Raw genomic sequence first — 12,503 nt, 5'->3', positions numbered from 1 at the left:
TGCGTTTTTAATTAAATTAGTTTTTCAAAAATACGCTCCATCGATACAGCATACCCGATTTTTTCTTTTAGGTCTGCTATAGAAATGCGCTCTTGTTCCATAGTATTGCGGTAACGAACGGTTACCGTATCGTCTTCCATCGTTTGATAATCAACGACAACACAAAATGGAGTTCCTATTAAATCATGACGAGTGTATCGTTTTCCAATAGCACCACTCTCGTCATACGTGGTATTAAAGGCAAATTTTAATTTATTGGTTAATTCTTGAGCTTTTTCCGCTAATCCATCTTTTTTTACCAATGGCAATACCGCCACTTTGATAGGAGCGATGGCTGGATGGAAATTCAAATAAGTTCTTTGCTTTTCTTGATCTCCTTCACCAACCGTTTCTTCTGTATAGGCATTGCAAAGAATCGCTAAAAACAAACGATCTGCACCTACGGAAGTTTCCACTACATAAGGAATATAACTTTCATTGATCTCAGGATCAAAATACTGTTGTTTCTTTTTTGAAAGATCTTGATGCGCTTTTAAATCAAAATCGGTTCTACTATGAATACCTTCCATTTCTTTGAAACCAAATGGGAATTCATATTCAATATCTACCGCTGCATTAGCATAATGCGCTAATTTCTCGTGATCATGGAATTTTAATTTGGCTGCTGGCAATCCAATGGCTTGGTGAAACTTCATTCGAGTTTCTTTCCAATTGGCATACCATTCCATTTCAGTACCTGGGCGAACAAAGAATTGCATTTCCATTTGTTCGAATTCCCTCATTCTAAAGATGAAATTTCTTGCTACAATTTCATTTCTGAAGGCTTTTCCTATTTGGGCAATGCCAAAAGGAACTTTCATTCTTCCTGTTTTTTGAACATTTAAGAAATTAACAAAAATACCTTGAGCAGTTTCTGGGCGCAAATAAATTAAACTAGCATCTTCAGATACTGCACCTACTTGTGTCGAAAACATTAAATTAAACTGACGAACCTCCGTCCAATTCGCTGTATTTGAAACTGGACAAGTAATATTTTCATCAATAATAATTTGACGAACTCCTTCTAAATCGCCAGCATCTAAACATTTGGCCATTTTTTGCAACAATGCTTTGCCCACTTCTTCTTTGCAATCTGCTTCGTATTGAGCAGCACGTTCTTCCAATAAAGTATCTGCACGATAACGTTTTTTGGAATCCTTGTTATCAATCATTGGATCATTGAAAGAATCAACGTGTCCAGATGCTTTCCAAGTCAAAGGATGCATAAAGATAGATGCGTCAATACCAACTACATTATCATTCAGCATGGTCATGGCTTTGTACCAAACTGTTTTTAAGTTATTTTTTAGTTCAACACCATTTTGACCGTAATCATAAACAGCTTGTAAACCATCGTAAATTTCAGATGAGGGGAATACGAAACCGTATTCTTTGGCATGAGATATTATGTCCTTAAGCGCGGAAGCAGTGTCTTGCTTTTTATTTTCCATTAATTATTCAAAATTAGAGCGCAATTTACCGAAAAGTATGAAAGATTGAGGCTAAACATGTTAATTTTCTTAATTTTGTGAGCTATTTTTAAAAAATGACTAAAATTCTGTGCATTCGGTTTTCATCTTTGGGAGATATTATTCTCACCACACCCATTGTTAGGGCTTTGAAAACTCGTTATCCTGCATCAGAAATACATGTAGCCACCAAAAAGAATTTTAGTGCCGTCTGGGAAAATAATCCTTATGTAGATCAAATTCATTCATTTGAAGGAAGTATTTGGAATTTGGCGAAAGAGCTTCGCAAAGAAAAATTTGATATTGTCGTTGATTTACATAAAAATATTCGTTCCATTTTGTTGTGTTTGTTATTGGGTAAAATTCCATTTCAAATCAACAAATTCACCAAAGAGCGAAAAGCTTTTGTCAAAACCAAAGTGAATTCATTACCCCCAAAACATCTAGTGGATAGAAATTTTGATGCTTTATCTAAATTAGACATTCACCCTGATGGCAAAGGCTTGGATTTTTTTATTCCTGAAAGTCAGCAAGTTGATTTGAAAACATGGGGAATTCCTGAAAAATACATGGTTTTTGCCATCGGTGCACAACATATTACCAAAGTGCTTTCTTATCCCAAAATGATTGAGCTTTGCGATAAATTAGAAGGTACGATTGTACTGATTGGAGATCGTTGGGATGAGAATTTTGGCTATCGTTTATCCACTTTGTTTCCTGAAAAAGTGCTTAATTTATGCGATAAGACAACAATCGGACAATCCGCTTCAATTATTCAGCAATCCCAATTTGCCATTGTTCACGACTCGTCTATGATGCACATTGCTGCGGCTTTACAAAAGAAAATGTTTGTCATTTGGGGAAGTACGCACCCTGGTTTTGGATTTTATCCCTATCAAGCGGAATTTACTTCTATTGAAAATACAGACTTACCTTGTCGGCCATGCACCACACAAGGGACCAATTTTTGTCCTTTAGATCATTTCAATTGCATGAATCAATTATCATTAGAACCCATCATCAACGCTTCCAAAGCCTTATGAAAAATGTTTCCTTTGCTTTAGTGCAACTATCTTGTTCAGAAAATGTGGAAGAAAACTGGACGAAAACGCTTCAAGCCATTCGAGAAGCAGCTCAAAAAGGTGCTCAGGTCATTTGTTTGCAAGAACTGTTTAAATCGGTATATTTTTGTTTTGAAGAAAAGCAAGATTTTTTTCAATTGGCAGAGGAAATTCCAGGGAAATCTACCGACGTTTTGGGTGATTTAGCCAAGGAATTGGGAGTGGTGATCATTGCATCTTTGTTCGAAAAAAGAGCCGCCGGTCTATACCACAATACAACAGCTGTGATTGATGCCGATGGAACTTATTTGGGGAAATATCGCAAAATGCATATTCCAGACGATCCAGGTTATTATGAAAAATATTATTTCACTCCAGGCGATTTAGGTTATCAAGTTTTTGAAACCCAATTCGCCAAAATTGGAGTACTGATCTGTTGGGATCAATGGTATCCAGAAGCTGCTCGATTAACGGCTTTACAAGGTGCAGAAGTATTGGTTTATCCAACGGCCATTGGTTGGGATTTGGAAGAAAAAGATGGAGAAATTAATCGCGAACAATACCAGGCATGGCAAACCATACAACGAAGCCATTCGGTAGCCAATGGAGTGCCAGTCGTTTCCGTCAACCGAGTGGGAGTGGAGAATGGACAGCAGTTTTGGGGTGGAAGTTTTGTGAGTAATGCCTTTGGTCGAGTGATTTATCAAGCCCCTCATCACAAGGAAGAAATTGCGGTCATCGATGTCAATGTAGATTCTGCGGAATACTATCGCCGCACTTGGCCTTTCTTCAGAGACCGAAGAATTGACTCTTATGGGGATATTACGAAGAGGTTTATTGATTAATGAAGAGAGAAGATAGAAAAGAGAAGAGAGGAAAAGAGGTAAGAGGTAAGAGGTAAGAGGTAAGAGGTTCTTTTCACTTTTCTCTTTTCTATCTTCTCTCTTCCTTTATTCAATTAAATCCCCCAAAAACATCAAATAAGGCTGAAGTTTTGTTTTGGAATCGATGTCCTGAAAACGGTGGTAGTTGCCAGAAAGGAGGTTTTCTAGTGTTTTTTTAAGTCTTTTCCAACGAGCTTCCGGTAAAAGTGCTCTGCGAGCATAATATTGAATTTTGGTATCCAAAGGTTCAAATTTCTCATTGGGTTTTAAAAGTTGAGCGCAAGTTCTCAATTCCTCTAATATGAGTAATTTCTCCAAATAGGGTTTTGTTTTTTCAATATGTGGTCTTTTGATTCGATCAAATAGACTGGGTGCTTTACCTAAATTACCTTTGATTCCAACTTGTTGTTCAGAATGTAATCGATAATGAATATAAGCAGCAGGTAAAAAATCAATACTATTATCTAAAGATGCCAAAAATGCGATGTAGGCATCATGCAATACCATTTTTGGGATATTTTGAGGAAAGGGTAGAATCTTATCTAAAAATGACTTGCGAATTCCCATCGTACATCCTGTCACACGATTTCCGTCTAAAAGAATTTCTAAGGCTTTACCTTCTTTCCATTGTTTTTGTTGCTCTTCCCGAAAACGAAAAGTCTGCCACAAACGGGTATCCGATTTTCTGCCAAATTCGTCCACTAAAACGGCATCAGAAAAAACGACATTGGTTTTTTTGTTATTGTTGAAATAACTTGCGATTCGCTCCAATTTTTGTGGTTCCCAATAATCGTCTTGATCGGCAGGAAAAATGATATCACCCGTGCACAATGAAAAAGCCTTCTCGAAATTTCGAAAAGTGCCTAATCGCTCAGGATTAACATGAATTTGTAAGGGTAATTTATTTTTGAATTGCTCTAAAATCGATAAAGTTTCATCCGTAGAACCTTCGTCACAAACGATGATTTCATCAGCAGTCAAGGTTTGATCCATCAAACTTGCTAATTGTGTTCTCAGAAATTTATCCCCATTTCGGGTACATAGAGCAATTGATATTTTCACTTATTAAGGTATTAATGTGCTTCTAACCAATTTGATCCTACTCCAATTCCAGTCTCTATTTTTACCCCTAAATCTAAAGCATGGCACATAATGTGATCAATTTTTTCACGAAGGTAGCTAATTTCGTCAATATGTGCATCGAACACTAATTCGTCATGAACCGTTAAAATCATTTTTGATTTCAATTTTTCTTTTACCAAAAAATCTTGCACATGAATCATGGCAAGCTTGATCATATCGGCGGCAGAACCTTGAATAGGGGCATTAATCGCGTTTCTTTCCGCAAAACCACGTTCATTCATGTTGCTTGATAAGATATCTTTCAAATATCTCCTTCTTCCCAAAATAGTTTCTACATATCCATCTTCTCTTGCCTTTCCAATGCTATCATCCATGTAAGATTTTACTTTTGGGAATTCTATGAAATATTGATCAATGATTTCTTTTGCTTCTGTTCTTGAAATCCCAATTTGTCCCGCTAAACCAAAGGCCGAAACGCCATATATAATACCAAAATTGACGGTTTTTGCTTTTCTTCGCATTTCTGAACTGACTTCCTCCAAAGGTACTTTGAATACTTTTGCAGCAGTAGCTTTATGAACATCCAAGCCCAAATTAAATGCTTCACACATCGATTCATCCTTGGAAAATGCAGCCATGATTCTTAATTCAATTTGCGAATAATCGGCCGAAAGAATTTGAAATTCCTCATTTCTTGGGATAAAAGCTTTTCTGATTTCTCTGCCTCTTTCCGTTCTAATCGGGATGTTTTGTAAATTAGGATCTTTGGAAGATAAACGACCTGTGGCGGTTACAGCCTGCATAAATGAGGTATGAATTCGGCCTGTTTTAGGGCAAATCAATTGAGGTAATGCATCCACATAAGTCGATTTCAATTTCTGTAATTCACGGAAATCAAGAATCATGGAGGCAATTTTATGTTCTCCTTCTAATTTGGACAAAACTTCTTCTCCCGTCATGTACTGACCCGTTTTAGTCTTTTTGGCTTTCGGATCTAATTTTAATTTTTCAAATAAGATTTCTCCTAATTGTTTCGGAGAAGCAATGTTGAATTCTTGACCTGCCAACTCAAAAATATTTTTTTGGACTATTTGGGCATCCTTCTCCAAATTTTGAGAAAGATCTTTCAAAAATGGAATATCTAAATTGACGCCTTCTCTTTCAATACTCGACAAAACTCGCGAAAGTGGCATTTCTACCTCTTTTAGTAAATGAATTGTTTTCGGATTTTGAGCTAGTTGACGATCCAAATGTGGTTTAATTTGTAAGGTGATATCAGCATCTTCTGCAGCATATTCTTTGATCAGCTGCAAGTCAACTTCACGCATATTGCCTTGTTTGGCGCCTTTTTTACCAATTAGGTTTTCAATGGACATGGGTTCATAGCTTAAATAAGCTAAACTCATAGCGTCCATGTTGTGTCTTTTTTCTGGTTCAATCAAATAATGCGCTAACATCGTATCATAGATTTCACCTTTGATCTCGATGCCATAATTCGCTAAGACACTCATATCGTATTTGATATTTTGAGCTACTTTTTGAATCGTTTCATTCTCGAACAATTCCTTGAATAAATCAATTTGTTTTTGAGTTTCATTTTGATCTTCCGGAAAAGGAACATAGAATGCTTCCCCATTTCGGTAAGAAAAGGACATTCCAACTAATTCAGCTTCAACTGCTTGCAAGCTAGTTGTTTCAGTATCAAAACAAAAGCTGCTTTGTCGAGCTAAAAATCCAATCAACGATTTAATCGCATTTTCACCTTGGATTAAATGGTATTGGTGTGCCGTATTTTGAAGGGTTTTTACATTGCTTTTGAATGCTTCTTCATCCGTTTCTTCATCCGTATTTTCGTTTTCACCAGAACTAGAACTGGCAAACATATCCATTTGATTGATATCTTTTTTCGGGCTTGCTTTTGGCTTTGGCGGCTCTGGAGTACTAGTTTCTCCAAGTATCCTTTTGCGTAAGGTTCTAAATTCTAATTCTTCTAACAAAGGTTCCAACAAAGCTTTATTGGGTTGAGTCGCAATCAATTTTTCTTCTTCGTAATCGATGGGAACTTCAATCATAATTCTTGCCAAATGCTTAGAAAGAATTCCTTGTTCTCTGAAATTGATTAAATTCTCTTGAAGTTTTCCTTTCAATTGATCGGTATTGTCAAGCAAGTTTTCTAGACTGCCAAATTGTTCAATCAACTTTTGTGCCGTTTTTTCGCCTACACCGGGGATTCCAGGGATATTATCCACTGCATCACCCATTAAACCCAACATATCAATTACTTGATCGACATGCTCAATGTTCCAACGCTGACAAACTTCTTTGGGTCCAAGAATTTCAACTCCTTTTCCCATAAAGGCAGGTTTGTACATTTTAATTCGCTCTTCCACCAATTGACCATAATCCTTGTCAGGAGTCATCATATACACTTCAATTTCTGGATTGGCTCTCACGGCTTTTTTGGCAATGGTTCCAATGATATCGTCCGCTTCATATCCATCTAAAATGAGCAATGGAATATCCATTGCCTCCACCAAACGTTTTACATAAGGAATGGCTATTGAAATGTCCTCCGGTTGTTCTTGTCGCTGAGCTTTGTATGGAGTATATTCAATGTGTCGGAAGGTAGGAGCTTGTGTATCAAATGCAACACCTAGGTAATCTGGTTTTTCTTTTTGAATGACTTCCAAAATGGTATTGGCAAAACCAAAAACAGCACTGGTATTAATTCCTTTTGATGAGATACGGGGAGTTTTGGCAAAAGCAAAATGTGCGCGATAAATCAATGCCATCGCATCAAAAAGGAATAATTTTTTCATATATTTAAACTTATTTTGAATGGGATTAGACCCAATCTCAAAGATAATGAATAAATAATTTAAATATGAATTTAGCCGCCCTTCGTGAGAATTATCAAAAAGGTGAATTATTGGAGTCGCAAGTGAATCCAGATCCAATGGAACAATTTAGAATTTGGTTCAAAGAAGCTGTAGAGGTAAAGATTCCAGAGCCCAATGCCATGTTTTTAAGTACTTTGGGACAAAATAATCGAATTTCCGGAAGGATCGTCCTTTTGAAAAACGCTACAAATAGTTTTACTTTTTTTACCAATTATTTTTCCAAAAAAGGAGGCGATTTAAACCATCATCCTCAAGCATCCTTGACCTTTTTTTGGGGAGAATTAGAGCGACAAATTAGAATAGAAGGACACGTTCAAAAATTAGATGCTGCTTTGTCGGAAGAATATTTTCAACAAAGACCGCGCGCCTCTCAAATAGGTGCTTGGGTATCTGAACAAAGTAGTAAAATTGAGTCCAGGGAAATTTTAGAGAAACGTTTTGCAGAACTTACTTTGCAATATGAAGGCAAAGTGATTCCCAAGCCTGAACATTGGGGAGGATATGAATTAATTCCTGACTACATCGAATTTTGGCAAGGTCGCACTTCCCGTCTACATGATCGAGTGTATTATGAATTAGTAGATGGTAAATGGGAAATAGGTAGGTTGGCCCCTTGATGAGGTAATAGGTAATAGGTAATAGGTACAAATTATCTTTCTCTTACCTCTTATCTATCTTAATTCTGCATTCTATTTTTCACGGATTAAAATCCATGGCTATAATAATTATCGTTTCTACAGGATGAATAATTTTAGGCAATAGAAAAATCTTAATGATTTTTAATGGCTTAATGTTTTAAAAAACAACTTGCCTTTGTGTTAACATCAAGTTTTAAACACCAAGTTCGCAAAGTTTGAAAGAAAAGAATAGAGAGAAAAACCTTTTACCTATTACCTTTTACCTCTAAAAAAGGTTTTTCACCTCCAATGTCTTTTGTGTTTGAAAGCCTTCTCCATATTTAGTGCCAATTTTATGGCCCATTTCCATGGCTCTTGCTTCAATGAATTTCAAGAAATCAGGAGAGGAAATATATGAGTTGGGCTCTGTTGAATTAGGATCAAAAAATTGACTTTTAAATGCTCTAATGGCTTTTTCTTTGCTGGCCCAATGTGCTGATATATCTACGACAAAATGGGGTTCTAAATATCTATCTTGAATGTAATGGAAAAGGTTGTTGGGTCTCCAAGCAGTTTGTTCAGTTCCAGTTAGCTCATCGACTGTTTTGATTTGCCTTAATCCAGATAAAAAACAAGCATCAATGGCCAATTGGGCACCTTTACCATGGTCTGGATGACGGTCTTCTAAAGCATTCGCTAAAACAATTTCTGGCTGATATCTTCTAATTACTTGAATTAATTTTAGTTGAGATGCTTCATCATTTTGAAAAAATCCATCCCTAATGCCTAAATTTTCTCGAGCATGAATTCCCATGATTTGAGTAGCATCCGCTGATTCAGCCAATCGAATGGCAGCTGTACCACGTGTGCCTAACTCACCCTGGGTGAAATCCACGATTCCGACTTTCTTCCCTCTTTGAATATATTCTGCAATGGTCCCTGAACATGCTAATTCCGCATCATCTGGGTGAGCAGCCATAACTAAAATATCAAGTTTCATATTCAGAATGTTTAATGGATTCTTAATCTTCTTCCTGCTCTAATGGTAGACGTTAATCTTAATCCGTTTAATCTAGCTAATTTACTGGTCGACATTCCTGCTCTTTGAGCAATCGAGCTTAACGTATCTCCTGATCGAACTTTTGTCCATGCTTTTCTTCTAGATCTAATTTTTTCTCCAGCACTTCCATATTCATTTCGAAGTGAAAGTAATCGGCGATCAAAGGTTCTCGCAGAAATTAAAATATGGTCTGAAACGGGTTCAGCTTTTCCGAAATCATATACATGCACGGGATTGAAAGGATTACCTTCATATCTCGTTTCAAAATGGAGATGAGAACCTGTACTTCTTCCTGTATTTCCGCCTAAACCTATTTCATCACCCGCTTTGACAAATTGCCCAGGCTCAAAATTTCTTTTAGATAAGTGACCGTAAAGCGTCTCTAGGCCATTGTAATGTCTGACAACCACATAATTACCATAACCCCCATAGTTGAATCCTGAAATTCTCACTATTCCATCAAACGCCGCCAAAACGGGATAACCTGTTTCTAAATCCAAATCTACTCCAGCATGTAATCTTCCCCATCTCGGTCCAAAGGGACTGGTTTGTTTGATGTTTGACAATGGATTAGACCAATTTCGACCTGCTGGAATATTGTATAATTCAATATCGACTGGCTCGTCTAAATCTTTGGCATCAATGTCATAAGGGTCAATGTTTTTGGTATCCCAAATGGAATAATAGGAGGCAACGGTTACAAAATCTTCACTACCCTCAGGAGCATTTTCTTCTTCAATTTCCACCACAAAGGATTCACCTTCATCTACAGATGTCGTGTCAAAATTACTTATGCTAGGATTTTGAAATTTAATTGGCTCGTATTTACGTTCCTGCATTTCTGATCCAGCTAATTTTCCACTTGTTTCAGTATCATTTCTGAACTGCAAGGGTGGCAATTCGTCCAAATCATCTTTGTTGTTTGTTTTATTGGATGAGTTGGGTTTTGTTTCAATTTTGGTATTCTTTTTAAACAATGATTTTTCTTGCCCTTTTACTAAAAAGGTCGCCATCATCATAAAAATTGAAAATAGAATGATTGATAATTTCATAAATAAAAATTAATGTAAACCTTTTGCTGCCAACCATCTTTCGGCATCTAAGGCCGCCATGCAACCACTGCCTGCAGCAGTAACGGCTTGACGATAAATGGAGTCTTGAACATCTCCACAAGCAAAAACTCCTTCGATATTGGTTCTAGAACTTCCTTTTTCTGTGATCAAGTACTCTTGCGCATCCATGTCTAATTGACCTTTAAAGATGCTTGTGTTTGGTTGATGTCCAATGGCTACAAAAAATCCAGTCAATGCAATTTCCTGCGTATTACCAGTTTGATTATTTTTCAATCGAATTCCTGTTACACCATTTGCATCGCCCAAAATTTCTTCTGTTTCGGAATTCCAATGAATTTCAATTTTCGGGTTTTTCTTTACTCTTTCTTGCATGATTAAAGAAGCCCTCATTTCATCTCTACGAACAATCATGTGAACTTTTTCACACAAATTGGCTAAGTAACTAGCTTCTTCAGCAGCGGTATCTCCAGCACCTACAACGGCTACGGTTTGATTTCTGTAAAAGAATCCGTCACACACGGCACAAGCTGATACGCCTAATCCATTAAATGTTGTTTCACCTTCTAATCCTAACCATTTTGCAGAAGCACCTGTGGCAATGATCACTGCATCTGCCTCAAGTTCTGTAGTATCATCAATCCACACTTTCTTTGGGCTTTGGCTAAAATCCACTTTCGTAGCTAATCCATAACGAACATCTGTACCAAATCTTTTAGCTTGATTTTCTAAATCTTGCATCATAGCTGGACCATCTACTCCATGCGGATATCCTGGGAAATTATCAACTTCTGTAGTCGTAGTTAATTGTCCTCCCGGTTGTCCACCTTGGTACATAATGGGTTGTAAACCTGCTCTTGAAGCATAAATTGCTGCTGTATATCCCGCAGGACCTGAGCCTATAATCAAACATTTAATTTTTTCTGCCATAATTTTGGTAACAAATAAGTCTCTTTAAAAAGTTCACTAGCCTGCAAAATTCGGGAAATATGCTTACAATCCCAAACAATGATTTTTGAGTCTTAATTATTACATTTGTTCTATAACTCTGAACAGAACGAATGAAAAAAAAGAATATTACACACAACTTAACATTTTGGGTTCTTTTGTCTATTTTCTCGGGTATCATTATTGGACATTTTCATCCAGATGTAGCTTTGTATCAAGTAGTCGAAAAGAAAATTACTTATTCTTTTTTAGGAGCAGATATTAGTATAGGGCCAAGTTTAAGTGAAGTTTTCAGTGGTTTTTTCATCAGTCTTGTTAAATTATTTATTCATCCCATCATCTTTTTAACCATTAGTTTAGGGATCGTTAATATGGGCAATCTTAAAAAAGTGGGTCGTGTAGGTGGAAAAGCATTGTTGTATTTTGAGGTGATAACTACTTTGGCATTAATCATTGGTTTAGGGGTTTCTCATCTATTAATGCCTGGTGAAGGTGTGATTACGGAGGGAATTTCCAATGGTGATATTAGTAAATACACTCAAAAAGCGGCTTCATTTTCTTGGGTGTCCTTTTTGAAAGAAAATTTCACGATTCAGGTTTTATTCTTTTCTATATTTTTTGGCATCTTTTTGAACCAAGTACGAGGAAAAGCTAGAATGATTGCTGGTATGCAACAAGCATCCTATTGGGTTTTTAAAGGCTTACATGCTATTATGATTTTAGCTCCTTTGGGTGCATTGGGAGGGATGGCTTATACCATTGGTAAATTCGGTATTCATTCTTTGTTGCCATTGGCGAAACTAATGACTTCCGTCTACTTAACCATGGCGATTTTCATTTTTGTTGTATTAGGTTTCGTGATGAGAAGTTGTGGCGAGAAAATTTGGAATTTTTTAGGTTATATCAAAGCTGAATTATTAATCGTATTAGGTACTTCTTCCTCAGAAGCCGCATTGCCCTCTTTGATGCACAAATTGGAAAAAATGGGTTGCTCTAAATCGGTCGTGGGACTAGTGGTTCCTGCTGGTTATTCATTTAATTTAGATGGAACAAGTATTTACTTATCGATGGCCACTTTATTTTTGGCCCAAGTGTATGGGATTCAATTAAGTTGGGAACAATTATTAACCATTATAGGGGTATTAATGATAACTTCCAAAGGTGCTGCTGGAGTAACAGGAAGTGGATTTGTAGTTTTAGCATCTACTTTAACCGCTTTACAAGTAATTCCTATGGAGGGATTAGCCTTACTTTTGGGTGTTGACAGGTTTATGTCGGAAGCGCGTGCCATTACAAACTTTATCGGTAATGGAGTTGCAACTGTTTGGATTGCCAAACACGAAGGGGAGTTTACTTCTCTCATTGAATAAAG

Annotated in this window: 10 protein-coding genes; 4 read left to right on the top strand and 6 right to left on the bottom strand. The window is 36.8% G+C overall.

The genetic code is table 11. The annotated features are described in order from the left end of the window. Positions 1-11 precede the first annotated feature (11 nt). Positions 12-1,490 carry a glycine--tRNA ligase gene (locus tag V7S79_RS03655; RefSeq protein ID WP_459489196.1) on the bottom strand — a complete coding sequence of 493 codons (1,479 nt, stop codon included), beginning with the start codon at positions 1,488-1,490 and terminating at the stop codon, positions 12-14. A 95-nt stretch (positions 1,491-1,585) separates the two neighbouring features. Here V7S79_RS03655 and V7S79_RS03650 point away from each other — a divergent pair, with 95 nt between their 5' ends. Continuing rightward, positions 1,586-2,551, top strand: coding sequence for a glycosyltransferase family 9 protein (locus tag V7S79_RS03650; protein ID WP_459489195.1), 966 nt, complete (start codon positions 1,586-1,588; stop codon positions 2,549-2,551). Beyond that, positions 2,548-3,414, top strand: a complete 867-nt coding sequence (locus V7S79_RS03645) for a carbon-nitrogen hydrolase (protein WP_459489194.1) — start codon at positions 2,548-2,550, stop codon at positions 3,412-3,414. Before V7S79_RS03650 ends, V7S79_RS03645 begins: the two co-directional genes overlap by 4 nt. A 105-nt stretch (positions 3,415-3,519) precedes the next feature. Here V7S79_RS03645 and V7S79_RS03640 read toward each other — a convergent pair whose 3' ends face one another. Continuing rightward, positions 3,520-4,515, bottom strand: coding sequence for a glycosyltransferase (locus V7S79_RS03640; protein ID WP_459489193.1), 996 nt, complete (start codon positions 4,513-4,515; stop codon positions 3,520-3,522). Positions 4,516-4,526: 11 nt separating this feature from the next. Continuing rightward, positions 4,527-7,355 (bottom strand): DNA polymerase I, encoded by a 2,829-nt coding sequence (gene polA / locus V7S79_RS03635; RefSeq protein ID WP_459489192.1) that lies wholly within the window; start codon positions 7,353-7,355, stop codon positions 4,527-4,529. A 65-nt stretch (positions 7,356-7,420) separates the two neighbouring features. On the opposite strand from polA, the gene pdxH reads away from it, so the two are divergent. Further along, the gene (gene pdxH / locus V7S79_RS03630) at positions 7,421-8,053 is read left to right on the top strand and encodes a pyridoxamine 5'-phosphate oxidase (protein ID WP_459489191.1); all 633 of its coding nucleotides are present in this window, start codon (positions 7,421-7,423) and stop codon (positions 8,051-8,053) included. A 286-nt stretch (positions 8,054-8,339) separates the two neighbouring features. Here the strand turns inward: pdxH and bshB1 are convergent, their stop codons facing one another. Genes bshB1 through trxB form a run of 3 tightly spaced genes read right to left on the bottom strand, consistent with a single transcriptional unit; the run spans position 8,340 to position 11,113 of the window. Next, entirely contained in the window at positions 8,340-9,053 is a 714-nt protein-coding gene (gene bshB1 / locus V7S79_RS03625) for a bacillithiol biosynthesis deacetylase BshB1 (protein ID WP_459489190.1), read from the bottom strand. 11 nt (positions 9,054-9,064) lie between these two features. After that, the gene (locus V7S79_RS03620; protein ID WP_459489189.1) at positions 9,065-10,165 is read right to left on the bottom strand and encodes a peptidoglycan DD-metalloendopeptidase family protein; all 1,101 of its coding nucleotides are present in this window, start codon (positions 10,163-10,165) and stop codon (positions 9,065-9,067) included. Positions 10,166-10,174: 9 nt separating this feature from the next. Beyond that, positions 10,175-11,113: a thioredoxin-disulfide reductase gene (gene trxB, locus V7S79_RS03615; protein ID WP_459489188.1), complete on the bottom strand. Its 939-nt coding sequence runs from the start codon at positions 11,111-11,113 to the stop codon at positions 10,175-10,177. 131 nt (positions 11,114-11,244) lie between these two features. Between trxB and V7S79_RS03610 the strand changes: the two genes are divergently transcribed. Beyond that, on the top strand, positions 11,245-12,501 hold the full coding sequence (locus tag V7S79_RS03610; RefSeq protein WP_459489187.1) for a cation:dicarboxylate symporter family transporter: 1,257 nt from the start codon (positions 11,245-11,247) through the stop codon (positions 12,499-12,501). Positions 12,502-12,503: the final 2 nt, after the last annotated feature.

It is taken from the genome of Aquirufa sp. ROCK-SH2, assembly GCF_054558315.1.
The sequence above is the reverse complement of the archived record's forward strand: the minus strand, read 5'-3'. Positions and strand labels throughout refer to the sequence as shown.

What these genes read in the sequence shown, in the direction of transcription:
- bshB1 (WP_459489190.1), bottom strand. Translation starts at nt 9,053, where the DNA reads ATGAAACTTGATATTTTAGTTATGGCTGCTCACCCAGATGATGCGGAA.
- V7S79_RS03650 (WP_459489195.1), top strand. Translation starts at nt 1,586, where the DNA reads ATGACTAAAATTCTGTGCATTCGGTTTTCATCTTTGGGAGATATTATT.
- V7S79_RS03655 (WP_459489196.1), bottom strand. Translation starts at nt 1,490, where the DNA reads ATGGAAAATAAAAAGCAAGACACTGCTTCCGCGCTTAAGGACATAATA.
- V7S79_RS03645 (WP_459489194.1), top strand. Translation starts at nt 2,548, where the DNA reads ATGAAAAATGTTTCCTTTGCTTTAGTGCAACTATCTTGTTCAGAAAAT.
- pdxH (WP_459489191.1), top strand. Translation starts at nt 7,421, where the DNA reads ATGAATTTAGCCGCCCTTCGTGAGAATTATCAAAAAGGTGAATTATTG.
- polA (WP_459489192.1), bottom strand. Translation starts at nt 7,355, where the DNA reads ATGAAAAAATTATTCCTTTTTGATGCGATGGCATTGATTTATCGCGCA.
- trxB (WP_459489188.1), bottom strand. Translation starts at nt 11,113, where the DNA reads ATGGCAGAAAAAATTAAATGTTTGATTATAGGCTCAGGTCCTGCGGGA.
- V7S79_RS03620 (WP_459489189.1), bottom strand. Translation starts at nt 10,165, where the DNA reads ATGAAATTATCAATCATTCTATTTTCAATTTTTATGATGATGGCGACC.
- V7S79_RS03610 (WP_459489187.1), top strand. Translation starts at nt 11,245, where the DNA reads ATGAAAAAAAAGAATATTACACACAACTTAACATTTTGGGTTCTTTTG.